Source organism: Flavobacterium hibernum (assembly GCF_000832125.1).
In the GTDB taxonomy this organism is placed as follows: domain Bacteria; phylum Bacteroidota; class Bacteroidia; order Flavobacteriales; family Flavobacteriaceae; genus Flavobacterium; species Flavobacterium hibernum.
Genome location: NZ_JPRK01000003.1, coordinates 1 through 25,827, shown reverse-complemented (window position 1 = coordinate 25,827; position 25,827 = coordinate 1). Strand labels below are relative to the sequence as shown.

Here is a 25,827-nt window from a genome sequence, read left to right as displayed (position 1 = left end):
TTTTAAAACGAGATTTTTTTGTTTGCAAAATTAAACAATATTATTCTAACAGTCGGCCATATTTACGGCAATTGCTAAACCACCTTCTGATGTTTCTTTGTATTTAGAATTCATATCTTTTGCAGTTTGCCACATGGTATTAATTACCTTATCTAACGGGACTTTAGCATTTTTAGAGTCTGTTTCTAAGGCTAATTCTGCGGCATTTATAGCTTTTATAGCTCCCATAGTATTTCTTTCGATACAAGGAATTTGTACTAAACCACCAATTGGATCACATGTTAAACCCAAATGATGTTCCATTGCGATTTCGGCAGCCATTAAAACTTGAGCAGGAGTTCCGCCCATTAATTCACAAAGTGCCGCCGCCGCCATTGATGACGAAACGCCAATCTCGGCCTGACATCCGCCCATAGCAGCAGAAATAGTGGAACCTTTTTTAAAGATACTTCCAATTTCTCCGGCAACCATTAAAAATTGTTTGATTTCTTTTTCGCCTGCATTATGGTTTTCAATAACCAAATAATACATTAAAACAGCCGGAATTACACCAGCGCTTCCGTTTGTTGGTGCAGTAACTACGCGGCCTAAAGAAGCATTTACTTCATTCACGGCAAGTGCAAAACAACTTACCCATTTCAGGATTTGACGAAATTTTACTTCAGTTTTTCTAATTTCTTCTAGCCAACTTTGTGGGTCAGAATAATTAGATAAACCTATTAAGTTTTGGTGCATATCAAAAGCTCTTCTGCGAACGTTTAATCCGCCGGGAAGAATACCTCCGGTATGGCAACCAATGTACATACATTCTAACATCGTATTCCAGATACGCATTAATTCCGAATGAATTTCGGCTTCAGGGCGCATTGACTTTTCGTTTTCATAAACAATTTCAGAAATCGATTTGTTTTCTGAAACCGTATAATTTAAAAGTTCAACCGCATTTTGAATCGGGAAGGGGAAAGCGCATTTTATAACCTCATTAATTTTGGCATTTGTGCGTTCTTCTTTCACGACAAAACCTCCACCAATCGAATAAAAAGTAGATTCGTATTCAGAATCATCGGCTTTATAAGCCGTAAATTTTAATCCGTTTGCATGAAAAGGAAGAAAGTCTTTATTGAAAACAATATCTTGAAGAAAATAAAACGGAATTGTGTGTTGGTTGGCCAAAATAATTTCGTTCCTGTCTTCGATCGTTTTAATGATTCCCGCAATATTCTCTACCGGAATATATTCTGGATCTTGACCGCTTAAACCTAACATAACAGACAAATCTGTAGCGTGACCTTTTCCGGTTAACGAAAGTGATCCGTACAAATCGACTTTTACACGTTTAATTTGGTCTAAAATTGATTCGTTTTTTAACTCTTCTAAAAAACGTTCAGCGGCTCTCCAAGGCCCTAAAGTATGTGAACTTGAGGGGCCAACGCCAATTTTAAGCATATCAAAAACAGAGATACATTCTTCCATTGTGCAATATTTATTAAGACAAAGATAATTGAATAATGCAATGAACATTTATTTTCGTTTGTAAATGTTGCGATTTTGTTAAAAAATATATTAAATATTAATAATTTGACAACGAAACAAATTTTATTACTTAATATGCGGTTTTCGTGAAAAGTTCGCATTTTTTTTAGGTATTTTTGTAATGAAGCAATCACTAAAGAATCCCGATTTGTTTGATTTTAGATAAATCGGTAAATAATAACTTCTGAGATTTGATTTTAATTTTAATACCACTTTTCACAAAAAATTAAAATACTACAAAGAAGATAAAATTACATTATGATAGAATTTTTCAAGCACTTTTTACAAGAATTTGAGTTACCGCTTACCAACCCAGTATTGATTTTTTCGTTAATACTTTTCATTATTCTCTTGTCACCTATTTTACTAAAAAAAATAAATATTCCGGGAATTATTGGACTTATTATATCCGGTGTTATTATTGGGCCTCACGGTCTGAATATTTTGGCAAAAAACTCAGCAGTCGATTTATTCTCGACAATTGGACTTTTATATATTATGTTTATTGCTGGTCTGGAACTCGACATGAATGAGTTTAAAGCCAATCGAAATAAGAGTTTGTTATTTGGGTTCTTCACCTTTATTTTTCCTTTAACAATTGGTTTTCCGGTTTGTTTTTATTTACTGAACTACGATTTTAACGCCAGTTTTTTAACCGCAAGTATGTTTGCAACGCACACTTTGGTAGCATACCCAATTGTGAGCAAACTTGGAATTGCAAAAAATCAAGCTGTTGCCATTACAGTTGGAGGAACAATTTTGACAGATACAGCGGTTTTGATCATTTTGGCTGTAATTATGGGAAGTAGTCAGGGCAATCTAAATCAGGCTTTTTGGATAAAACTAACGGTTTCATTAGCTATTTTCTCGGCAATTATGTTTTTAGTGATTCCAAGAATTGCCAAATGGTTCTTTAAAAAATTAGAAAGTGAAAAACACGCCCACTATATTTTTGTACTTTCGGTAGTTTTCTTCGCTGCATTCTTGGCCGAAGTAGCAGGAGTAGAGCCAATTATTGGTGCTTTCGTGGCAGGTTTAGCGTTGAATCCTTTAATTCCGCATTCGTCTGCATTGATGAACAGAATTGAGTTTATTGGAAATTCATTGTTTATTCCGTTTTTCTTGATTTCTGTGGGAATGTTGGTTGATATCAGTGTGATTCTTAGCGGACCAACAGCACTAATTGTTGCAGGAACATTAAGTGTTGTGGCTATTTTTGGAAAATGGATTGCGGCATTTTTTACGCAAGTCGTTTTTAAATATACTAAGACTGAAAGACAATTGATTTTTGGGTTAAGTAGCGCCCACGCTGCCGCAACTTTAGCGGTTATTTTGGTTGGATTTAAAGCTAAAATTCTTGACGAAAATATCCTGAACGGGACCATTATCTTAATTTTAATTACATGTATTGTTGCTTCTTTCGCAACTGAAAAAGCAGCTAAAAAAATAGCAATTTGCGAAGAAGAAGTTTCGCATGAAGATGCTAAAAGCGATGAAATTTTAGACGAACATATTTTAATTCCGTTAGCAAAAACTTCGGCTACTGCGAGTTTATTAGATTTTGCACTTTTAATTAAAGATAAAAAATCATCAAATCCGGTGACATTATTAACGATTGTACCCAATAATGATCAGGCCGAAATTAATATTTTAAAGTATAGAAAAGCCGTTGATAAATTCGTAATTCAAGGTTCGGCGTCAGAAGTAAAAATTAATACGATTGCCAGAATTGACCATAATCCTGCAAGTGGAATTGCGAGAACTTCAAAAGAAATCATGTCGGATATTGTGATTATTGGATGGCCAAGAAAAACAGGTTTTCTAGATAAGATTTTTGGTGAGAATGTAGATTCGATTATCAATAATGTGGGTAAAAGTTTGTTTATCTGTAGGTTTCAGAAATCATTTATCGAAGAAAAAAGATTGGTTTTTATTTGTCCGCCTTTTTCAGAAAGAGGAGTTGGATTTCATCTTCTACTACAAAAAATATGTAGATTATCGCAAGAATTAAGTATTCCGATTGTAATTTATGCTGAATATAAAACGCATCAAACCATTCAACAAATTGCAACAAATTTAAAGCTAAATGCAAAATTAGGTTTTAAAAGCATTATGGATTGGGAAGATTTTGAATCAATTTCCGAAGAAATAAAACCAACCGATTTAATTGTCTTTAACTTATCTCGAAAAGGTTCTGTTTCGTACCAATCGATTTTTGATAAACTGCCTCAAAAATTCGAGAAGTTTTTTACCAATAATAACTTGATTTTGGTTTATGCGCAAGACGACCGTAAAGAAACTTCAATGGATGCTTATGAAGATTTTACAGCAACGCCATTAACAAAAGGAATCGAGACAATTGAACAAATTGGTAGAGGTTTAGGGAATATCTTGAAGAAGAGATAATACAATGTAATTTTAAAGTAATTCTTAAGATTTTATGACTAAAGATTTAGTGAATCTGACTGTGAAGTATTCTTTTCCTAAAAGAGATTTAAAATCTTCAATTGAAATAGCGGACATTGAATCGTATTCCAATTTAAAACTTCCAGAAGATTATGTTTATTATCTAGAAAACTATTTTGGTTTCGATCAATTTATTGGTGTCGAATTTATAAAGCTTTGGAGTTTAGAAGAAATTATTGAAGCCAATGAAAGCTATAATATCGTAAACGAATTACAACAGACAATTGGGATTGGATCAAACGGAAGTGGAGAATTCATTGGAATTGAATTTGACGAAAATGAAAATATAAAAATAATCCTTTCGCCTTTTATAGATTTGGATAGTAAGTATAATATTGAAATTGGTTCATCTTTTACTGATTTTCTAATTCGTTTAGATAATGGTGTTGATTGGTTTTAAATGAATAATGAATAAATTTGTTTGGATATTAATCATTGTAAGTCTATAAGCATGAAACATAAAGCCAAATCAATCCGACCATTTATTGGAGCTAAAGATTTTGAAATCTCTAGATGTTTTTATCAGGATTTAGGATTCGAGGAAGGAGTTTTAGATTCGAAGTTTTCGGTTTTTAAAACTGGAGATTTGGCCTTTTATCTTCAAGATTATTATGATAAAAGTTGGAACGAAAACACCATGATTTTTCTTGAAGTCGAAGATGTTGATTATTATTACAACGAACTTTTAAAACTCAATCTAACAGAGAAATATGGAGTAAAATTAACTCCAACAAAACATTTTGATTGGGGAAGCGAATGTTTCTTGCATGATCCGTCTGGCGTTTTGTGGCATTTTGGAAAGTTTAATAAATAAAGTTTTTTTGCCTCGAAATTGCTTTGCCTGTTCGCTATCGCTCGAGTCGTGGCAAAAAAAAATCGCAACGAAAAAAATTACAAATAAAAATCGGCTAAGAGAATTGTATTTTTGTCGTGTTGATACCAATCATTATAAACTAATTCTAGTTCTTTTACCCTAAATTCTCCAAAATCATAGTCGCGATATTGCTCTAAAACTTGTACTAATTTTTCTGGATTTTTAAGTTTTTCCTGAAATCGCATAATAGTAGAATGCGCGGTTGCAATTTCATACCGACTATCGATACTTTGCTGTAAATCTGAGTTTTTAAAATTATCTCGAAGTTTGTTTCGAAAAGCGTTAAGAGTTTCGTCTGACGGGAAACCTTGTAGCATTACAGCAGATGGCGAAGCCGTTACACCGCGAAAATTGATATTGATTTGATCGACTTCAATTAAGCTTTTCTCGATGATTTCGATGTATTCATGAACGTTTATTTTATCTAAACTAAAGCCATCGTAGCACGAAATAATCGACATTACCGTAATGTGAATGTCGGAATCAGGATAGTAATATTGTGTATTATCTACGGCTTTTAAATCCTTTAAAAGTACCTGAATATTTGCTTTGACACTTTCGCTTGGACGAATAAGAAGCGTTATCCCAAAACGAGAATCTGATACGGAATTAATTTGAGTATCTAGCTTATAATTTCCAGCCAAAATTTCTTTGGCAGATTTTGTATAAAGTTGATTGTAGTGTTCGGCTAAATTCATTTATGGTTATTTCTTTTTTACTTTATCCAGATTTTCTTTTACTCTAAACTTTACAATTTTTGTAATTAAGTCAAAAGGCATAGGTTGATTTAACGGAAATTGAACTGAACCTTTGCCTGATTTATATTTAGAAAGTTCTGCCGAAAATGCTTCGTGACCACTTGGTAAAGCATACAAGCCAATATGATTTTTAAAAGCAGCAAAATAAACAACAATTCCATTTTGTTCAAAAGCCGGCATCGAATAACTAATTTTTTCTTTGGCATCGGGCGCTGCTTTTTGAATAGTCATTCTTACTTTTTCTAAAATTTCCTGTACGTCGTTTGGAAATGTTCCAATGTATTCGTCAATATTTGTAGGTTTCTTAGTCTCCATTAATTTACGATTTATTTTGAAGATTGGATTAATGAATGTCTCGCAAAGGTGTAGAGTTATATTTATTTGCCACAGATTTTTATTAAAATGATTTTAATAAAAATCTATTTAAATCAACGTATTTATAATGTTGAAAACTTTGCGATTCTAAGTCTTTATCGTTAAATACGTGTTTTAAGCTAAACCTTTCGGGAATCTGTCTAAAACTAAATTCAACTGAATTTTATGTTCCAGATACGCTTTTGCACCAGCCAAAACCAGTGTGAAACCTTCAGTTGAATTGCGAACCTGATCGATTATTTTATCAGAATCTCCTTTTAAACCAGAATTAGTAATGCTCACAAAAGTCTCGTTTTCGTTTAGCGGACTAAAAAGCCATTCTACAATTGTAGTTTCGTCTGGATCTCCCCATTCGATCACTATTTTTTTATTTTCCTGCAAAACATGAGTAGTAACGGTCAAAGAAAAGCCATACATTTCCCAAGTCCACACCGTTTTTGTGTCTTGTTCTAGTATTCCGGAACCTTTTGTAAACCAAAATTTCCGGGTTATTTCGGGATTTATAAAAGCCTGAAAAACCTCTGAAACAGGTTTTCTGATCAGCATTTCGGCTTTTGCGAAGTGGTTGTTTTCTGCTTTCATTTTTTTTATTGTGTATTATGAAACTTGAAACTTAAAACCTGATTTTTTTTGAGGAATCTAATTTAAGAATAATACTTTACACTTTGCCTTTATCAATCCATTTTCCGACAGTTGGAGGTACGTAATTTTTCATTTGATCTAATAAATCGTCGATATTATCACTTACTAAAAGCATTTTCTGATTGACATCTTTCAGCAAACCTTTTTCGACCATTGTTTCAGTTAATTCAATTAAAGAGTCATAAAAACCATTGATGTTTAAAATTGCAATTGGTTTTTTATGAAGCCCTAGTTGCGCCCAAGTCAACATTTCAAAAAGTTCTTCGAGAGTTCCAAAACCTCCTGGCAATGCGATAACGCCATCGCATAAATCATTCATTTTCGTTTTTCTTTCATGCATACTTTCTACCAAAATTAATTCGGTTAAACCCAGATGTGCAATTTCTTTAGACCTTAAAAAATTTGGTAAAACGCCAATTGCCTTTCCGCCGGCATTTAAAACACCATCTGCCACAGCCCCCATTAAACCAACATTTGCACCGCCATAAACCAATTCTATGTTTTGTTTTGCCAGAGTTTGTCCTAACAAAATAGCTTGTTCTTTATAGATTTCTTCGGTACCAAAACTAGAACCGCAAAAGACTGTTATTCTATTCATTATTTATTGTTTCTTTAATTCGTATTCAAAATGAGGCATATTTATGTCGTTAACGGAAAAAAATATTTCATTTATTTTAGTAGCTCCAAGTTTTAAAACCGCTTTTTGCGAACGGAAATTTTCTATTCCAACGTGAAAAAGTATCGAATCAACATACTGAAAAGCATAATCAATCATTATTTTTTTAGTTGATTGGTTATAAGACTTACCCCAAAATTTTCGTCCAATAAAAGTATAACCAATACCAACACTTGATTTTTCTTTATCGTAATCATAAAATCGGGTGGTACCAATTATCTCATTAGATTTTTTATCTAAAATTAAAAAAGCACCTTTAGAGCTCAGTGCTCCTTCAAAAAAAGGCTTAAATATTTCTATTTTGTATCGATCTTTTGATGGATGCTGATCCCATATTAATGGATCTGAAGCAACTTTATAAAGTTCTTCAAAATGGTTTTCTTGTAACGGAATTAATTTTGTGATTTCATCTTCTAGAAAATCCGGTTGTAAATTAAAATTTGATGTTGCCATTTTTATTGTATTATTAAAATTGTTTTAGCCAGATTAAAAGATTAAAAATAATTTTTAAATCTACGTATTGTGTTATTACAGTGTTTGTCATTTCGACTGAAAGGAGAAATCACACCAGTAATTCTACAAAAAAAATCGCCAATCTTCGTTGAGTTTCTAGCACGACCCTTCGACTTCGCTCAGAATGACATAAAATGAGAATCAGAACAATAATTAAATTCTCTTAATTTGAACACAGGAAACATTCTCCATTTTAACTTTATTCTCTGTTTTTTTCAGCATTCCTGTTTTTTGATCTCGTTTAAAAACGACTACATTTCCTGTAAGAACATTGGTTGCAATTAAAAATTTCCCGCTTTCGTCGATGGCGAAAATTCTCGGATGTTTTCCTAAAGTCGACTGATACCCAATGTTTTTTAAAAGACCATTTTCATCAATTGAAAAAATGGCAATATTATTTTCCTTTCCGCGATTTGTGGCGTAAAGAAATTTCCCGTCGGGTGAAATATGAATGTCTGAACTTTCAAAACCTGATTTAATTTTGTCCGGATGTGTATAAATTCTCTGAATCTTATTTAAAGTTCCATTTTCATATTGATAAACACTAATCGCTCCAGCCATTTCTTCAATACAATATCCAAATTTCTGATTGGGATGAAAAGTGAAATGTCTTGGTCCAGCTTCTAAATCTGTTTTTGTAAAAGGGCTTTTTGTTTCGACTAAAGGTTGTTTTTTATTTTCATCAAATTGATAACAACGAATTTTATCGACTCCTAAATCAGGCAAAAACAAATAATCATTTTGAGGTGAAAATACTGCCGAATGTACGTGTGATCTGGTTTGTCTTTCTTTGTTGGTACTTCCGTCCATATATTGGAAATTCTGCGCAAGCGAATCGATTTTTCCATTTTCTAGTAACGGATGAACCGAAACACTTCCCTCAGTATAATTGGCGTTTACAAGCCATTTTCCGCTTTTATGAATCGAAACATAAACGGGATTTTCGCCACCGCTTGATTGTTTGTTTAAAAAAGTTAGTGATTTGTTTTCGGGATTAAATTCAAAACTGCTAACGCTACCGGCATTTGGTGTTTTAGTATCTGTGCAAGCGTAAAGATATTTCCCGTTTGGTGATAAAGTCAGGTAAGAGGGATTGATAATATCTTTTGCCGAAGTCACTTTGCTTAATTTGCCTTTTAGTGTATCTAATTGATAAACCTGAATAGCTTCGGCTGTTTTATCTCGGTTATAACTTCCTAAAAAAACGTAAGTGTTTTGTGCAAAGAGATTAAATGTTGCTAGAAAGGTAATTGCAAGAATGAGTGTTTTAAGTTTCAATTTATTGATGTTATAATTTTAATTTTTAGTTTGTTAAATAGAGATTCGGTTTTAGTGAACTCCTTTCCACCATTGTAGAAATTCTTGTTTTTCGTTTTTTAGTTCTACTAATTCACCAATTTTTGGTGTTATTAGCGGAATTGGATTTGCTGATAAACTGTTTAAATGTGTTGCTTTAATCAAGGGTTCATCCCACGGATGCAAGGCTAACGGGAATTTTGATGAATGTACCGGAAATACTCTTTTGGCTTTTAAATCGTGCATGGCTTTTATAACATCTTCAGGTAAATTATGAATGTATTTCCAAGCTTGATTGTATTGACCGTTGTCGATAAGCGCGATATCAAACGGGCCAAATTTAGCTCCAATCGTAGCATAATGTGTGTCGTAACCGCTATCACCACCCAAATACATTTTAAAATCTTTGGTTTCTAGTACAAATGATGTCCAAAGTGTGTTACAACGATTTATGCTTCGGCCAGAAAAATGTCTTGATGGCGTAGTATAAAGGCTTATATTTTGATCTAAATCTACTTTTTGATGCCAGTCTTTTTCGATAATTTTTTCAAGAGGGAATTTCCAAAATTCAAAGTGAGAACCTACTCCAAGCGGACAGATTACTTTTTTGATTTTAGGTTTTAGTTCCATAATGGTTTTATAATCTAAATGATCGTAGTGATCGTGCGTAATCAATAAATAATCAATTTCCGGAATATCATTTGCAGTATAGATATCGGTTCCTTTAAAAGCTTTTGTGGTTCCGTAAATAGGCGAGGCGTTGCCGCTGAAAACGGGATCTATTAAAAAACGTTTTCCTTCAAGTTGAATGTAGTATGACGAATGTCCAAACCAAACTAAAATATCCTGATCTAAAGGAATTTCATGTAAATTGGTTTTTACTGACGGAATTACATCTGTGGGGATTTTACGATCTACTTTTTTAAAGAAGAAATCTTTTAGAACGTCAAAATAACCGTAACCTTCAGCAAGTTCTGGGGTAAAGCTTTCGTTTTCGAATTTTCCATTTTTATACTGTGGAGATTTTTGAATCAAAGCGAGTCTTTCGCCAGATGGTTTTTTTCCATATCTTGGATGAAGTAAAAAGTAAATAAGAACTGCTAGTAAAAGAAGTATTATTGTTAAGATCATAATTGTTTAGTTTGTGGTATTGTTATGTAAACCGATAAATAAAACTTAGAATAGAATTTGCTTAATAAATTTATAAACAAACATACTAGAGATTACAATTAAAATTAGTAATCCTGTTAGTAGGCGAAAATTTTCAAAAAATGCATTGGTAATAATATCTACAAATTTAGCATACAGTTTTTTGCGATTGCGAATACAGACACAAATAGTTACTATAATGATTAAAAAAAAGATACATTCTAATATAAAATGGTCATTTTCAGATTGTGAGTTGTGTTCTGATAGAAATCTTTTCATCTATTAAGTTACCGTAATTTAATTTGAGGGGTATAATTTATTTAAATTTTCGACCGAAAGTTTAACCATTTTCTTAAGCAGTTCGATATCAATATCTACCAGTTTTTTAATGTAAATACAACCTTTTGATGGTTTGAACTTTCCGAATTTTGGTAATAACTCTTCTCTGTTTTCTTCGGTTAAATAAAGATATAGTGAAATAGCGCTTTTTCTTGGTGAGAATCCTGCAAGTGGCGCGTCGCCCTCATGACCGCTAGCATATTTGTAATGATAACTGCCAAACCCAATAATACTTGGCCCCCACATTTTAGCTTGCGAACCGGTTACTTTTTGCATTATTGTTATCAGTTCGAGTGTGTCATTTCTTTTTACTTCATCATCAACCGTATTTACAAAATCCATAACACTGCTTTGGGTTTCGGTTGTTTTATTCTTTGCCATTGGTTTTATTTTTGATTCAGTAAATTACTTTTTTGTCAAATGTTTTTGTTTCATTGTTAACTATTTACTATCGAAAACTATTTTAGAACATTCCATTCTCGTTAATTCTTTCTTTTGGAATTAATTGTCCTAAATCCCAAAGTTCAATTATTTTACTAGATTCGAATTTAAAAATATGTACAACAGCAGCACCTAAGTCGGCTGAGTTTTGTTTTACGTGAGAATGCACTGCAACGAAATCTCCATCGCTTAAAGCGTGATAAATTTTAAAAATTTTATTTGGATTTTTTCTTGAAGATTCTTCCATCGCCAGCATCAAAGTATCATGATCACCTTTAAAATAGGCATTATGATGTTTAAAGTTCTTGCCAACATACAAACGAAAGGCCTCGTGCGAATGCCCGTTTGCAGCGAGTTTTAGAAACTCTTTGGCAATAAATTTCTTAGTCATGATTTCAAAATTTAAAAACAAACTAAGTTATGAAATTTACAATCTTAAATGAAAAAAAAACTGACTTAACTTTAGTATATAATGAAGTTTACAATAGCTTCAGAATGTATTATGGGAGTGTCGAAAAGAGAGAAAGAAAAGTTAGATTGATCGATTTTTAGCAAATAATTTTATTGCCAGATAAGCCATAGGTATATAAGCAAAAACTAAATCTACAACTGTATACCAAATTGGAGAAGGCAGGGAACAAACACTTACAATTCCTCCAATTAGAAAGAAACCGCCAATTATTAAAGGCAATTTTGTTTTATAGCTTATGGCAATTATTGCTGTTGTTGCTGCTCCCGCAAATGTTCCAATGGCGTGCGCTAGAAAGGGAAAAAGAAAATGCTTGGGTTCAAATAAATGCATCGTTGCTTTTAAACCTTCCATGGTTGTATTATCTGCACCATTTGGAGGCGGAATGATGGAACTACTTGCCAAAATAATAAACATGTTAACAATACTTCCAACAAAAAGTCCTGCAATAACAGCCAAAATGTTTCTTATAATGGGATTCATAGTTTTAGTTTTTTAGCTACGAATTTATGAAAATTATTTCGAAGATAATTTCTTTTCTGTTTCTGTTTGAGGTTTTCCGGAGGCATTTGGTGCGCCTTTTCCGGTGGTGATTAATTTTAGTAAACTATTCTGAATGTAATTCGTCCAGCCTTCTTTACAAATGTCAAAACATTCATATTCTGGTACCAAACCAAAATGGGTAAAACGAAGTTCTGTTTTGCCATCTTGCTCTGAGATTTCAAAGGTTGGTTTGGTACCAGTCCATTCAGTTTTATCTTCTGTAAATTTAAAATAGTTTTTTTCGACTAGCCAAACTATTTTTTTGTTTGGAATAACCTCAATTAATTTGACTTTGCATCGATGTACATCTTCGTAATGATATTCAAATTCGTCGTTAAGCTTTGTTGTATTGCCTTCGATTTCTTCAGACCACCATCCGCGAACATTTGTAATAGCATTAAAAACTTCTTCTGGAGATTGATCTACTTTTATTGTTGTGGTAAAATTTGTTGCACTCATTTTATTTGATTTAGAAAGTTAGAGAACAAAGTTATCTTTTAAAAATCAATTAGTTAGGGGTGTTTGTGGACAATTTTAAGGAGGGGTTCGGACAATTTAAATTGTGGTTGTTGAAATTTTAGGGAGCAGAAAAGTTATTTTCATCAGAATCTTTAGTCCCGCTGTACACTATATCTTTTCCCAGCTAAAGGAGCTGGAAAAAGGATACCGCTCCCATCGGGGCTAGATTAAACGTTTGTCTTTTATAAGAAATACTTTTTCTGAATGAGAGAAAACAATAGAGAAAATGTCAATACAATTATAAAAATCAACCATCCATACCCTTGTGAGTTTTTTAAGTTGGTATAGTTACTTTTTAGCTTAAAGTAGGAAGTTGTTATATTCTTTAAATTTTTTGCAAGAATAGTATAATTTGTAATTTCCATAGAAGTAACAATTATTTTCTTCGAGTTATAAAGTTCAATTATAATTTTGTTGCCATTGTAAATATCATAAGTCGAAAAGTTTTGGGAACCTTGAATATTATATTTAGTTTCTCTAACTTTATAAACATCGTCAAAATCTATATTTCGCTTGTAAAAAATTAAAGGATATGAAATAGTCAATTCTGTATTGGTTAGTGTAACTTTTTTTGAACTAAACAGCATGAATAGACTTCCTAAGGCAAAAAAAGCGAATATTGACACAATTATCCATATCAAATTAGTTTCTGTATCGTTACGGGTTATCCAATCACTGCTGCAAATTAAAAAAATAATACTTGAAGGAAATAAGAACCCCATAATGCTAAAACCTATTTGAAGTAAACTAGGATTTCCTATTATTACCTCGGGTAATTCAGTTTCTTTAATCATATTTAGTTGGCAGAGAGATTGTAAAGAATTTAGTTTGTTTTAAACAATCCGATCAATAAATTTATAATAAAAATAGGTATAGCGATAAAAATAATCAATAAAAATTCATTTACTAGTGTGATATTAATTAACTGGTTTCCATAGTCAAGCAAAGGAAAGTTTGGATCACTTTTTAGTTGCTTACTGTAAAAAATAATTATCCAGTAAAAAACAAAACTGCCAATCAAAATAAAAGTATGAATTGCGGTTAAAGGCGTTATAAGATGCTTTTTGGGCAATTTTTCGAATACCCAATACAAAAGCCCTGTTAAAAAATATAAGGAAAACAAAACAATAGTACAGTGGTAATTTGACATTACAAAATAAGTATCATGAACGTTAAGATCTAAGGATGAATTAGGATCTGTACTGCGATAGAAACCTATCAATAAAATTATTATTGAAGTAATCAGGAATAAGTTGTAGGCTTTTATATTCTTTAGATTCATGGTTTAGATTTATAAGACGATTGCTATTTATAATTATAAAAATCGTAGTTATTATTTTGTCTCAGTCAAGAGTAGTTTTCTGCCTTCGTTTATCATTCTAATGCCGTAAGAAATGGTTGCAATTGCGCAACCTAAGCTTACGAATACGTTGGTAAGATTTACCGTAATTGTTTTTTGTGTTATTAAATAAATGCCAATGATTGCAAACAAACAAGTCCAGGCGCCCATATAATAATCGAAAGTACGGTTGAATATTTTGGCTAACGGAAAAAAATGCAGACCAACTGCTAATGCAAAAAACGAAATAAACAATTCGTCATGATGTATATTCATTAAAACATTCTTGGCAATTAGTATTGCCAAGCCTTCCAGACCAAAAATTATTAAGAACCATTTTTCGTTGCTTTTTTCTTCGACCGTTTTTTCTTCGTTACTTTCAATTAGCGTTTTTTGCGCTTTGGTAAATGTAAAATAGAAGTACAGAAACGCTGTTATGATAAATCCTAAAAAGATTCCAATAAGTCTGTAGTCTTTATTTTCAAGATAATATTCGGCAATAAAAGTCCAGATGGTTGTATTGATAATCATAAAGAATAAACCTCCAATTGGTTTATCGATATCTTTTTTAGTTATTGTTTTCATTTGGATATAATGGTTTTATAAATAGATTCTAATTAAATAAAGGTTTTACAAAATGAAAAGTGAGATATGTAATTCCTGAACTTGCAATTAATCCCATAAAAATCCCGATGAATATTTGGCCGTGAACTCTTGGAACCAAACAAGCTTTATGAGGTTTTTTAGGATTGTAATAAACTCTTGTAGGTGTGCCAATCATATTTTTTATTTCTCTATCGCTGTTTATAAAATTCATATTTGAATCATGTAAATCGTATTTTGTTGAGGGTTTATTTAAACTTTTATAATCTTTTGAAAAAAGAGAATCTGAGGCATAAGTTTGATCTGATTTGTATTCTTTACCATCGACTGTATAAGTATATTCTTTTACAATTGCAGCTCTGGAACTTGTTTCATGATCAACATTAATTTCAGTATATTTTATCTCAGCATTGGTAATCTTACCCAATGTCGATTTCCATTTCCTGCTTTTTATCATGCGATACAATCCGATAATTCCAGAGATAAATAACCAATAACTAAAATAGATGAATAGTGGAAAAAAGATGCATACAAATATGGTAGCTGTAATGTCAAGTTGCCAATTGTTTAAATTCATTTTTATTGATTTCTAATTGGATAAAACGACAGGAGTAGGGTCATTTTCCTTAATCCTGATTTTGCATTTTTTTTCTATATCATAAACATTTTCAATTCCTGAAATGTAAATGATGTCCGGAACAAATTTTGCCGATTCGTTTTTTCGGCTTTGCATTTTACCGGTTCTCAATTCATATTCTAAATCGCCCAAATTGTTTTTGGACTCTATTTTTACGTTTCCGCTAAATTGTTCCCAGTCTGTAATGATCGTTTTTCCGTTGTTGTATTCTATCAGTCGGGTTTCAGTCCCAACAAAATAACTTCCTTTTTGAAATAGCGATTTAACAGAATAAAAAAGTAATATTAATCCAATTACAGAAAACAGTCCAATAATTAATCCAGGTACCAAAAGTTCGCTTAAATCGTCCCAACTTGCGGTTACAGGAGTACCATTTGATGTAAAATTGACTTCTTCGTTTTTAAGTAATGGACCCAAAAAAGCATAAGCCATAAAGGCAACAAAACCGCACCATACAAAGGCGAAAAATAACCCGATTCGGGTTTTGCTTAAAGGATATTTTCGTTTTGCTTTTGTCGAAAAATCGATTTTTTCATTTTCAATTATTTTTTTGAGATCAATAGGTAATTCAGTTAAAGTCATTGTTTTTTTAATTGGTTTTTGGGGTGTTGTTTAATTTATATTTTTGGATAATTCAAATAGAATATACTCTCCATGTTCAGATTGTCCTCTTTCTCTTGCTACAAAGCCTTTTTTAAGATAAAAAGCGATTGCATTAGTATTGTTTTCAAGACATTTTAAGGTAACTGGTAAATGTGTTTGTACAATTGCGGCTTTCAGTAATTCGGTTCCAATGTTTTTTCCCTGATGGTGTTGGTCAATATACAAATGATGAATAAAATTATCTTTCATCCAAATCGAAATAAACCCAATTGGGATATCATTATCATAAGCTACTAAGATTATTTCGCCTTTTGTATCACTGTCAAAATCTTTTAATTGAAAAAGTGATGGATCGAGCCATGAAAACGATCTGCGTCTTACTGTAAAGTATAAGTTTCGTAAAGATTCAAAATCGGTTTTTTTGATTGCAGCTATTTTCATCACGTCTTTAAATTACCAAATGTTTACTTAAATGCTTTAGCTTCGTTTTCGAGCATTTTTTCAATATTAAAGTATATTCCGTCTACTTTATATTTGCCTTTTTCAAAACTTTGATAATCACATTTCCCTACTAATGACTGGGATTTTGTTTCGAGTTCAAAGAGGTTTAGCACAACATATTCGTGCGATACAACGAGAACATGAAAACCCGTTTCACATTGTTTTCCGTCGCCCGATGATAAGATGGCATTTATAATGTTGTGAAACTTTATGGAGGTTTTTTTTGCCATGTCTTCATTTCCTTTGGTATGATAAACATAACCAAGAAAGTTTAGTAATCTTATATCGAAAGGAAATTCGCTTAAAGAGTGATTGGCGAGTTTAATAATTTCGTCGCAATCTGCGGGTTCTAATTTTTCTTTACCGTAATATTCGCGAAGCTTTTTGTCGTTTGGAGATGTCCAGAAGGCACTATATTTTGGTTGAAATACATATCCAAAATATAAATGTCGATATTCATCTTGGTTTAAAAGTGTGTCGTTGCTAACGAATCTTTCCATTAATTTGGGATAATAATAGGTCGAATTTTTATCTTTAATTTCTTTTTCGATTGCTTTATAATCTGGAATTTTAAAAGCAATTTCCTGAGCAAAAGCATTTATTCCTATTGTTAAAATGGTTAAGAATATTAGTTTTCTAATCATAGTTTTAGGATTTAGTTTCTGGTTTTGGTAAAACTAAAGTACAAATTAATGCTTGATATTTAGCAAAAGATATATTGAATATCCCGAGCCGAAAGGTCACGCCAAAAAAACAATCAATCCGATTCACTTTTTGTAAAATCGGATTGAAATATTTCATAGTATAATTTTGCGTTATTTTTTATGTTTTTACGACTGCGGGCGGAGTCCATTCATTTTTAATTGTTTTTTCTTCTGGCCAGTAACATCTAAAATACAGACAAAAAATACCTTTTGGGCAGGGTAACCAGTTGGCTTTTTTATCTCCTAGCGGTTCTGAATTTTGAACATATAAAGTAAGCGAGCCATCAGTATTATATTTTAAGTCTTTGTTTTTTGTTCCTACAGAATAACGTTTTATTGCATTAGGCGAAAAAAAATGATGTTCATCATATAATGTGAGCGACCAAAAACCTTTTACCTGTGGTGCTTTTCCTTTTGCAAAAGTTACTGTGTATTGATTTGAACCATTTAATTTTGTACTATTTGAATCTAGATCTTGATAAAAATATTTGGTTTCGGCACTTGCATTTACCAGTATATTTGATTTTGCAATAGCTGTTCGCGTAAAATAATCTGTCCCAAATGCAGCACAGTTATTGGCGGTTGTCCAGTTATTGGCAAGTGGTATTCCCCAGTTTTTAAATTGTAGTAATGGGTCGATTAGTTCTTTATCAGCTTTATGAGCTTCTTCTATTATTGCTTTTTTCAGTGCAGGATCTTTTTTTGCAGCTTCAATTACGGCAAGTATTTGTGCATAACGAGATTCTTCACCACGCAATGGTGGTGCATCTTTTAAAACAATTGGCAGTTCATCAAAAAAAGAATCAGGAAATACCCATTTGGTTTCACCCGAGCCACCATCTTTTGTGGGCGAATTTAAAGATGGGAGTTTACTCCAATCCTGACTTTTCATTTTACCATCAAATTTATCCAAAGCATATACATCAATAGTATTAATAACGCTTTGAATTGCTTTTTTGTCTTGAGGAGAATCATCTTGAAATACTCTTGGTACAATGAAAGCTGTTCCTGTTTTAGATCGAAATGTTTTTGTAATTCCTTTAGGAACGTAACCTTTCCAGTTTGGGCCAACGAGTAAATAGAAACCTGGTTTTGTTCCATACATTTTACCTAATTGTGCAAAAGAGTCCGTTCGTAAATCAACTACTTGATACACCCAAAAGCGATCGCCAAAATCTGGTACTTGAACTATTACTGGAGTTTCGTCTAATGCGGCAATAGCTGCACCGTAAACGACATCCTGATTTGGGCAAGCGACCCAGCGCTGTTCTGGTTTTATATAATCGTGAAGCATCGCTAATGAATTTAATGGTGCAAATGGTAGTACTCCATTCATAAGACCAACTTTAGGAGCCTGTTTAAAAGCTAAACGACGATTATAAATGTTTTCCATTGGCCATGCCCAGAAGTAAGCGTCTCTCGCAACTTGTCTCGCATAAGATTCTGTGATTTTTACATTGAGATCTGGTCCAGGGGGTAATAAATTTGCTGATTTATTTAAGGTATCGGTTTCCGCCGAAACTGATATGTTATTATTTGTGTTTTTATTCTGATTACACGATGCTAGGGTAAGTATTACTAGCAGTGAAATAAGTTTCTTTTTCATCTTTTTTATATTATAAATAGTTACTTCACTTTTTGTATATCATTTAATTTCCAACTTTGATCGTATAAATTTGGTTTAGGGCCATAAAATCGAGCTAGTATTTCAAACTTACCTTTAGAATCTGTTGGCACCCAGTTCGATTCGCCACTTTCTGGTGGAGTTGGACCAAAATAAAGATCTACAGACCCATCTGGATTTGTTTTTAAACCAGGTGTTTGAGAAGATCGAGCTGCCCACTTTTTATCGCGAATGAAAGTATGGGTTTCACGATTATATACTGTCATTGACCAATATTGTTTTACTGGGACGTTTGCAGGAACATTTACCTTGTAGTGGCTGTTTCCATCAAGTGAATTCCCATCTTTATCTACTATTTGCATTAAATAATACTGAGATTCACCAAGATGTTTAGCACTAAAAAAAGCTATCATATAGCAAACGGCTCTATTATCTATAGGATAAATTTCAGTGATAGAGTAGGTGCTTTTTACACTTCGAATATTATCTTCATTGGCAGGGAAAAACCAGTGCGTATCTTTAAAGAAAGGAGGAATCGCTTCATAATTATACTCAAGCCATTTTCTTGCAGTTTTAACAGATTGTGCCAATATTTCTTTTGTGCGACTGTCTGGACTAAATGGTTTGTTTCTTTCTATACCTATTGTTTTTAGAGGGTCAATCATTGCGCGATCTCTATCTAACCATGGTTCAAACTGAACGATTTTATTTAGAGTTTCATAAAAACTAAAGTCAAATGGTATATTAGATTCGTAAACTTTATCGCTAGCATCAACAAAAACTGTTGCTGGATTTTTTGATGCTTCGCTCAGTGGATACATTTTTATGCGTTTAGAATAAGCAACTGCCGTAGCAACATCTGCAGCACTACCACTTTTTAAGACTGAACGAAGTAGGGCATAACCACGAAAAGTATCTGATTGTAGCGGAATGTAACCCGCCGGGATTTTGTTTTTATCATAACCTGGTGGAAGAAATAGATATTTGCCCCCTTTACCTTTATCAACACCTCCTGGGCCTACATCTTCAAGCGCATTTTGCCAGTAGGTCATAATACTACCGTTAAAAACACCATTATCTGCTGGTGGAATTTCGAGTACTACGGGGCCAACTTTTTCTGTATTGAAAAAAGGCATTAAATAAATTACATCTGGATTTGGTGTTAAGGTTTGATTTTTCCAATCTAGTAATTTTGGCCAAATTACAACCTGATTGTCTTTACCATTTATTTTAGCAAGAGCATCATACATTAATTGATAATTTACGGCTGGCATTCCCCAAATAGCGGCTTCGATACCTCGCTGATAAAGAATTTCTTCCTTTATATTAGCAGGTTTAAATGCTGTTGTAATAGTATCTGTATTGTCTAATTTTTCTCTGTTGTCTTTTGGGGTTTGATTGCAGGCTGTAAGGATTAGCACAAGTAATAATGGAAGAAGATTTTTTTTCATAATAGTAATTTATTGGTGATTATAAATTTTATTATTTCATTTTTTCAGCCTTTGGTAATTTTCAACTTTTGCAATAATCTAACTTTATTAACCAAATGCACTGAATGTTAAATTGAACTTTTTCTCAAATTTGAAAGAAGTTTGTAATGGGGTATATACTTAGTCTATTCTTTCTGTTGCTGGCGCGTATAAATCTAGTTACTGTCAGATTTTTAGCATAGTTAAAAATACAAAAAAACATTATAAGTTAAATGTTTATTTTGATACATAATTGGTATTCAGTTTTTTGTATTGAATTGTGGAAGTAATAATGCGAGTTTTTTTTTGAAATAAGTGATAAATGTGTACCAATAAAAAATCCGACTTACTTTATGTAAATCGGATGCTGTATGAAAATGTAAGTTTTATTAAAACGCTATTTTAGTTTTACTATAATTTGAGCTACGGCTTTTTCTAATCCTTTATGAAAATCTCCCTTTTTAAATTCAGGCAAGGCATAATTGGATATAATTTCTCTGGTTTCGTCGTAGTTAAGTTTGTTTCCTATTTGATCGCTGGCTTGAAGCTGAATTTGTCTTAAGTCTTTGCTTAAAACGATTAAAACGGCAGCGTTCATTTTTAGTTTATTGTTCAGATAAGTATTAAGATACAACGCATATTCTGGAATATTAGCGTATGGTTTTATCGAGGATGTTGTTACAATAATAATTTTATGACCAGAATTTTTTTCAGCTGATTTTAAAGTGTTTGTTAAACCTGTAATCTGACTTGGAGTTAGTATTTTTTCATAATCGTTTACATAGTCGTACGATTTTGAAAATATGGTTTGTGAATCTTGATTTGTCGTCTTTTTGGTTTGGGCAAAAATAGTACTTGATAAAAATAAGAAAATTGTAATGATGAAGAATGTCTTTTTCATTGTAGGCTTAAGCTTTGATTTGGTGCCGCGAAAATAAGATTTTATTATTATATATCACCTTGAAGTTTGTTACTAAATAATGAATGAAATTTTGATTTTGTTTGAAGAAATAAAAAATCCGACTTGTGAAAGCAAATCGGATTTGGGATGAGTTTTTATTTTCTTAGTTTATAATTTTCGGCTAGTGGTCCAGTAATTTCACGTTTTTCGTTGTCAAGTTGGATTAAAGTATTTCCATCTATAATATAAGAAACTATAAAACTTTTGTCTTTGGTTTCGGCAGTAATAATATTTCCAGTTTTATCCCAAATTAAGATTCCTGTTTCTTCAAATTTGTTGTTTTTCAGCTTTCCTAAATAAATAGATTTTAAAGTGAATGTGTTATTGTCATTTAATGTGATTTCTTGCTCGATTCCTTCACAATCTGCACATGGAATTACTCCTTTATAAGTTCCTGGCCAGTCTAATGGGTTTTGGGAATTAATTACTTCTGCTTTTGAATTAAGACTTAGTTTTTGTGGCGGTTTCTGCTTTCCACAGCTTATCATAAATAGAGAGATCAAGGCCAATTGTAAAATTTTTGAATTCATCTTTTAAAAAATTAATTGTAATAAATGTGTTTGTAATATTAAAAACATTGCAAATGTAGTCTTTTTATTACTTTTAAGAATGTGTTAAGCAAAAAAAACCGACTTGCTTTCACAAATCGGATTAATTGATTTTTATTTTAAACGAATTAAGTTTTAAACGATAAAAGAATATTATTTTAATGGTTGTGCTTCTGGAAATTTCCAGCTTCCATTTAAAATTTCTTTTTGCGGACGATATAATCTAACCCAATAATTCCAGTCAGGCATAATAGGAATGCAATTGGCAACTTTTCCATCACAACCGCCAAATTGTATAGTTACTGAACCGTCTTTATCTTTTTTTGCAGTGATGTTATTCAAAGAATAGGCATCTAAATCATTTTTTTGAAAATACCCTTCTTTATTATAAACACTAATAGACCAAAAGCCATCGACCGGAACATTTTTGACATTTAATCGGTATATCGTTTTACCATCATTTTTTTTGGGCTGAATTTGAAGATACATGGCATCTTTTTCTGTGTTTCCTCCCCATCCAGTAGCAGTACCAACTAAGTGGCGAACTGGATCAACTTCCGTTTTTAAGCCGAACATTCCTTTGGTGTCGGGGTATTTTTTAGATACTTCAACTAATGAGTCGTGAATTCGCTTTTGGCTATTTTTATCCCAATTAGGAATATCAAATGTTCCTTTGTCTTTTTGATCTACTTTAATTGCATTTTGTAAATCTTTAACCTTTTGAAGATCATTTTTATCATTTGGATCAATAAATGTTCGTATGCCTAACATAAGGTAGCGAGTACCAACTTTATCTTTTGAATAAGTAAAAGTACCAGGTGCATATTCGGTTTTTGTATAATGGTCTTCATCTGTAACCATCATAGACATAAAACGCTTACCAGGATTAGGCAGTGTAACAGTTACAGGCCCTGCATCAAGATCAAATACAGCTGCTGAATACAATACATCACGATTGGTACGAATAACAGTCTGATTGTCTATAGGCATCAATTCTGTATAATGGAAAAATTTACCAGTAGTACCAGCCTGTTTGATGATAGTATTAAAGTACATATCAGTTTCTGCTCTAATAAAATTTTTGACAGTAACTAAGGCTGCATCAGTTTGGGATGTTGAACTATTTTCTTGTTTCTGTATAGAATCGTTTAAAGTCGTTTTGTCTGATGCCTTGTTATTACAGGCTGCTAAAGCAAGTATTGCAATTAGCGGAATTAGTTTTTTTTTCATTTTTAAGAGAGGATTTAAATTTATATGTATTGCAAATTTTTAATTGTTTTATTTCGTGCAAATCGGGATAAAAGAAATCAAGATCTTATTTTGGAGGATTAAATTTACTAAAAAAAAGATATTGTAAGTAATATTTAATTTTTTATTTAATTGTTTTTCAGTGTTTTATTTGTTTTTTTACTTGCTTTTATTTTAAAATATTCTTGTGAATAATTTGTGATTGTAATATAAATACAATCAATTTTAAGTAAAAAAAGAAAAACTGGAAGAATATTATTTTTTCAAGTTTAAAAAGTCAATTTTTGAATAGAATAAGGTTAAATCTGTCGTTTAAAAAAGCGATAAAAAAAATCCGACTTGCTTTCACAAATCGGATATTTTTTAAATTGACACTTACTGTAATTGTTTAGAAACTATTTATTCGCTAATTTACTTCTATGTCTGTGCAGTTATTAATTTATTTTCCACAAAGTGAATTATACTCATTTACGACATCAATCGCACTTTTGTTTTTTGGCTTATACTTCTCATCTTGTGATTTTTTTATCAATGCGGGACAGTCTGAAAAAACATGCTCGATCATTGTTCGGTATGCGTTACCTTCTCCAATTGTTAACCCAAGCGCAGTACTGGTGAAATAGTTAGCAGCTTCTTCTCCATTTTTCCAGACAAAGTAAAAAGTTGTTGTTCCAATATATCTTCCTTTTTGATTAGTTTGTTCTTTTTCGCCACTATAAAGTGATGCTTTGCCTTTAGCTATATTTACCGGAGTCATCCATTGATATTTTATTTTTCCGTTTTTCTTTAAAGACATAAATTTGTGATCAAATAAAGGCATATAAATTTTTTCGACACCTAGAACTGTAACTTTTTCGATTTCTTCATTTTTATATTTTAGATTTCCGTCTGAAGTTTTTATTGATAATTTTTTAGTAGCTGAACCAACATAATGTGACGGGTCCGTCATCAAGCCAGTCAAAGTTGTTCCATTTTTTAATGTCATTACTGCGCTTGATTTAGGATTTGTACTACCACAAGAGAAAAATAAACCAGTCAGACCGATTATTATATACTTTTTCATTAATTTATAAGTTTAATTTGATCGGCAAACTTATATTTTTATTGACTTAAAAAAATACACAAGAAGTCATTTTTGTAATATAAAAGGTTTAAAAATTGGCGTTTTACAGCGTTATATTTTTATGGGTAGTACTTTTATAAATAAAAAATCCGACTTGTTTTCACAAATCGGATATTTTAAATTGAAAATTATATGTAACCGTAAAACGGTCTATTTTTACAAGTGAATTACTTCGCCGTAAGCATCAGCCACAGCTTCCATAACAGCCTCGCTCATTGTTGGGTGAGGGTGAATAGATTTAAGGATTTCATGACCTGTAGTTTCTAGTTTACGAGCTACAACTGCCTCAGCAATCATATCGGTAACACCAGCACCAATCATGTGGCATCCTAACCATTCTCCGTATTTAGCATCGAAGATTACTTTTACGAATCCGTCTGGAGTTCCGGCAGCTTTAGCTTTTCCAGAAGCTGAGAATGGGAATTTACCAATTTTTAATTCGTATCCTTTTTCTTTAGCTTGTTTTTCAGTTAAACCTACAGAAGCGATTTCTGGAGTTGCATATGTACAACCAGGAACGTTTCCGTAATCGATTGGGTCTACGTGTAAACCAGCGATTTTTTCAACACAGTTAATTCCTTCTGCCGAAGCTACGTGAGCTAAAGCTTGTCCAGGAGTAACGTCTCCAATTGCGTAGTATCCAGGAATATTAGTTGCGTTGTAAGCGTTTACTAAGATTTTATCTCTGTCAACAGCAATTCCAACTTCTTCTAATCCTATGTTTTCGATGTTTGTTTTAATTCCAACTGCCGAAAGAACGATATCAGCTTCAAGAACCTCTTCACCTTTAGCAGTTTTAACAAATGCTTTTACTCCTGCACCAGTTGTATCAATGCGCTCAACAGATGAGTTAGTCATCACTTTAATTCCGGCTTTTTTCAACGAGCGCTCAAATTGTTTTGAGATATCTTCGTCTTCTACAGGAACTACGTTTGGCATAAATTCTACAATAGTAACTTCAGTTCCCATTGAGTTGTAGAAATGTGCAAACTCAACTCCAATTGCTCCAGAACCTACAATAATCATAGATTTTGGTTGAGTTGGTAATGTCATTGCTTGTCTGTAACCAATTACTTTTACACCATCTTGCGGTAAGTTTGGTAACTCACGAGAGCGAGCTCCAGTTGCGATGATAATATGGTCAGCGCTATATTCAGTAACTTTATTGTCTTTGTCTGTAACGTCAAGTTTTTTTCCTGGTTTTAGTTTTCCAAAACCTTCAATAACGTCAATTTTGTTTTTCTTCATCAAGAACTGAACTCCTTTGCTCATTCCTTCTGCAACACCACGGCTACGTTGTACAACAGCAGGGAAATCTTTATCAAAGTCAGAAACTTTCAATCCGTAGTCAGAAGCGTGTTTTAAGTAATCAAAAACCTGAGCTGATTTTAATAATGCTTTTGTTGGGATACATCCCCAGTTTAAACATACTCCACCTAAGTTTTCTTTTTCAACTACAGCTACTTTAAAGCCTAATTGTGAAGCTCTAATAGCTGTTACATATCCGCCAGGACCACTTCCTAAAACAATAACGTCGTATTTCATTTTTTTGGTTTTTAGTATTTAATACCGAAAATGAAGTTTAATTCCGAAACTCATTTTTCGATTTTATTCTTTTGTTATTTGTGATTGCGAATTTAAGGAATTATTTTAAAAAAATAGTAAGATGTAAAAGGGTAAAATGTGAAAATGTGAAATCTGAATTGTTAATTATGAATTATAAATTATAAATTACTGTTTTTTTCTTCTTAAGCTGTAAAATAAAACTTTCATTAACAAAGCGAAGTCGAAGACCTTTCAAGATGAAAAGCTCTTCGACTTCGCTCAGAGTGACAAAATAATTATTAATTATTAATTATCAATTGTTAATTAAA

General features: G+C 32.2%; 29 protein-coding genes. 3 read left to right on the top strand and 26 right to left on the bottom strand.

The features are described 5' to 3' along the window. Window positions 1-45 precede the first annotated feature (45 nt). Window positions 46-1,473 (bottom strand): L-serine ammonia-lyase, encoded by a 1,428-nt coding sequence (locus tag IW18_RS02095; RefSeq protein WP_041515941.1) that lies wholly within the window; start codon window positions 1,471-1,473, stop codon window positions 46-48. 318 nt (window positions 1,474-1,791) lie between these two features. Between IW18_RS02095 and IW18_RS02090 the strand changes: the two genes are divergently transcribed. Genes IW18_RS02090 through IW18_RS02080 form a run of 3 tightly spaced genes read left to right on the top strand, consistent with a single transcriptional unit; the run spans window position 1,792 to window position 4,813 of the window. Next, window positions 1,792-3,939 carry a cation:proton antiporter gene (locus IW18_RS02090; protein ID WP_041515940.1) on the top strand — a complete coding sequence of 716 codons (2,148 nt, stop codon included), beginning with the start codon at window positions 1,792-1,794 and terminating at the stop codon, window positions 3,937-3,939. 34 nt (window positions 3,940-3,973) lie between these two features. Continuing rightward, window positions 3,974-4,399 carry an SMI1/KNR4 family protein gene (locus IW18_RS02085; RefSeq protein WP_041515939.1) on the top strand — a complete coding sequence of 142 codons (426 nt, stop codon included), beginning with the start codon at window positions 3,974-3,976 and terminating at the stop codon, window positions 4,397-4,399. Between the two features lie 51 nt (window positions 4,400-4,450). Continuing rightward, window positions 4,451-4,813, top strand: a complete 363-nt coding sequence (locus IW18_RS02080; protein WP_041515938.1) for a VOC family protein — start codon at window positions 4,451-4,453, stop codon at window positions 4,811-4,813. Between the two features lie 77 nt (window positions 4,814-4,890). On the opposite strand, the gene IW18_RS02075 is transcribed toward IW18_RS02080, so the two are convergent. From IW18_RS02075 to lpdA, 25 genes are all read right to left on the bottom strand, one after another. Next, window positions 4,891-5,571, bottom strand: coding sequence for a 2'-5' RNA ligase family protein (locus tag IW18_RS02075; protein ID WP_041515937.1), 681 nt, complete (start codon window positions 5,569-5,571; stop codon window positions 4,891-4,893). Between the two features lie 6 nt (window positions 5,572-5,577). After that, window positions 5,578-5,946 (bottom strand): iron chaperone, encoded by a 369-nt coding sequence (locus tag IW18_RS02070; protein ID WP_041515936.1) that lies wholly within the window; start codon window positions 5,944-5,946, stop codon window positions 5,578-5,580. Window positions 5,947-6,120: 174 nt separating this feature from the next. Continuing rightward, a complete protein-coding gene (locus IW18_RS02065) occupies window positions 6,121-6,588 on the bottom strand; it encodes an SRPBCC family protein (protein ID WP_041515935.1) in 468 nt (155 codons plus the stop codon). Window positions 6,589-6,664: 76 nt separating this feature from the next. Then, a complete protein-coding gene (locus IW18_RS02060) occupies window positions 6,665-7,246 on the bottom strand; it encodes an LOG family protein (protein WP_041515934.1) in 582 nt (193 codons plus the stop codon). Between the two features lie 3 nt (window positions 7,247-7,249). Continuing rightward, a complete protein-coding gene (locus IW18_RS02055; RefSeq protein ID WP_041515933.1) occupies window positions 7,250-7,777 on the bottom strand; it encodes a GNAT family N-acetyltransferase in 528 nt (175 codons plus the stop codon). A 213-nt stretch (window positions 7,778-7,990) separates the two neighbouring features. Next, window positions 7,991-9,115, bottom strand: a complete 1,125-nt coding sequence (locus IW18_RS02050) for a lactonase family protein (protein WP_041515932.1) — start codon at window positions 9,113-9,115, stop codon at window positions 7,991-7,993. Window positions 9,116-9,166: 51 nt separating this feature from the next. Continuing rightward, on the bottom strand, window positions 9,167-10,264 hold the full coding sequence (locus tag IW18_RS02045) for an MBL fold metallo-hydrolase (protein WP_052480054.1): 1,098 nt from the start codon (window positions 10,262-10,264) through the stop codon (window positions 9,167-9,169). Between the two features lie 315 nt (window positions 10,265-10,579). Continuing rightward, a complete protein-coding gene (locus tag IW18_RS02040; RefSeq protein WP_041515930.1) occupies window positions 10,580-11,002 on the bottom strand; it encodes a DUF1801 domain-containing protein in 423 nt (140 codons plus the stop codon). An 82-nt stretch (window positions 11,003-11,084) separates the two neighbouring features. Further along, window positions 11,085-11,453, bottom strand: coding sequence for a nuclear transport factor 2 family protein (locus IW18_RS02035; RefSeq protein ID WP_041515929.1), 369 nt, complete (start codon window positions 11,451-11,453; stop codon window positions 11,085-11,087). 141 nt (window positions 11,454-11,594) lie between these two features. Next, complete coding sequence (locus IW18_RS02030; RefSeq protein ID WP_041515928.1) at window positions 11,595-12,014, bottom strand: hypothetical protein; 420 nt, start codon at window positions 12,012-12,014, stop codon at window positions 11,595-11,597. A gap of 33 nt (window positions 12,015-12,047) precedes the next feature. Further along, window positions 12,048-12,533 carry an SRPBCC family protein gene (locus tag IW18_RS02025; RefSeq protein WP_041515927.1) on the bottom strand — a complete coding sequence of 162 codons (486 nt, stop codon included), beginning with the start codon at window positions 12,531-12,533 and terminating at the stop codon, window positions 12,048-12,050. Between the two features lie 242 nt (window positions 12,534-12,775). Then, window positions 12,776-13,387: a hypothetical protein gene (locus IW18_RS02020; RefSeq protein ID WP_041515926.1), complete on the bottom strand. Its 612-nt coding sequence runs from the start codon at window positions 13,385-13,387 to the stop codon at window positions 12,776-12,778. 29 nt (window positions 13,388-13,416) lie between these two features. Further along, a complete protein-coding gene (locus IW18_RS02015; RefSeq protein WP_115098661.1) occupies window positions 13,417-13,875 on the bottom strand; it encodes a hypothetical protein in 459 nt (152 codons plus the stop codon). 51 nt (window positions 13,876-13,926) lie between these two features. After that, window positions 13,927-14,517 carry a hypothetical protein gene (locus IW18_RS22585; protein ID WP_052480053.1) on the bottom strand — a complete coding sequence of 197 codons (591 nt, stop codon included), beginning with the start codon at window positions 14,515-14,517 and terminating at the stop codon, window positions 13,927-13,929. A gap of 28 nt (window positions 14,518-14,545) precedes the next feature. After that, on the bottom strand, window positions 14,546-15,112 hold the full coding sequence (locus tag IW18_RS02005) for a DUF3592 domain-containing protein (RefSeq protein ID WP_041515924.1): 567 nt from the start codon (window positions 15,110-15,112) through the stop codon (window positions 14,546-14,548). A 12-nt stretch (window positions 15,113-15,124) separates the two neighbouring features. Further along, window positions 15,125-15,754 (bottom strand): hypothetical protein, encoded by a 630-nt coding sequence (locus tag IW18_RS02000; protein WP_041515923.1) that lies wholly within the window; start codon window positions 15,752-15,754, stop codon window positions 15,125-15,127. Window positions 15,755-15,784: 30 nt separating this feature from the next. Next, a complete protein-coding gene (locus IW18_RS01995) occupies window positions 15,785-16,216 on the bottom strand; it encodes a GNAT family N-acetyltransferase (RefSeq protein WP_041515922.1) in 432 nt (143 codons plus the stop codon). A 23-nt stretch (window positions 16,217-16,239) separates the two neighbouring features. Further along, a complete protein-coding gene (locus IW18_RS01990) occupies window positions 16,240-16,920 on the bottom strand; it encodes a DUF4919 domain-containing protein (RefSeq protein WP_041515921.1) in 681 nt (226 codons plus the stop codon). 178 nt (window positions 16,921-17,098) lie between these two features. Then, window positions 17,099-18,586: a DUF1254 domain-containing protein gene (locus IW18_RS01985; protein WP_084607903.1), complete on the bottom strand. Its 1,488-nt coding sequence runs from the start codon at window positions 18,584-18,586 to the stop codon at window positions 17,099-17,101. Between the two features lie 20 nt (window positions 18,587-18,606). Then, window positions 18,607-20,055, bottom strand: a complete 1,449-nt coding sequence (locus IW18_RS01980; protein WP_084607902.1) for a DUF1214 domain-containing protein — start codon at window positions 20,053-20,055, stop codon at window positions 18,607-18,609. Window positions 20,056-20,470: 415 nt separating this feature from the next. Further along, window positions 20,471-20,974 carry a TPM domain-containing protein gene (locus tag IW18_RS01975; protein ID WP_041515920.1) on the bottom strand — a complete coding sequence of 168 codons (504 nt, stop codon included), beginning with the start codon at window positions 20,972-20,974 and terminating at the stop codon, window positions 20,471-20,473. 155 nt (window positions 20,975-21,129) lie between these two features. Next, a complete protein-coding gene (locus IW18_RS01970) occupies window positions 21,130-21,564 on the bottom strand; it encodes a copper resistance protein NlpE (protein ID WP_041515919.1) in 435 nt (144 codons plus the stop codon). A 171-nt stretch (window positions 21,565-21,735) separates the two neighbouring features. Beyond that, window positions 21,736-22,812: a DUF1214 domain-containing protein gene (locus IW18_RS01965; protein WP_041515918.1), complete on the bottom strand. Its 1,077-nt coding sequence runs from the start codon at window positions 22,810-22,812 to the stop codon at window positions 21,736-21,738. Between the two features lie 457 nt (window positions 22,813-23,269). Further along, entirely contained in the window at window positions 23,270-23,893 is a 624-nt protein-coding gene (locus IW18_RS01960) for a hypothetical protein (protein WP_041515917.1), read from the bottom strand. 216 nt (window positions 23,894-24,109) lie between these two features. Then, window positions 24,110-25,498, bottom strand: coding sequence for a dihydrolipoyl dehydrogenase (gene lpdA / locus IW18_RS01955; RefSeq protein WP_041515916.1), 1,389 nt, complete (start codon window positions 25,496-25,498; stop codon window positions 24,110-24,112). Window positions 25,499-25,827: the final 329 nt, after the last annotated feature.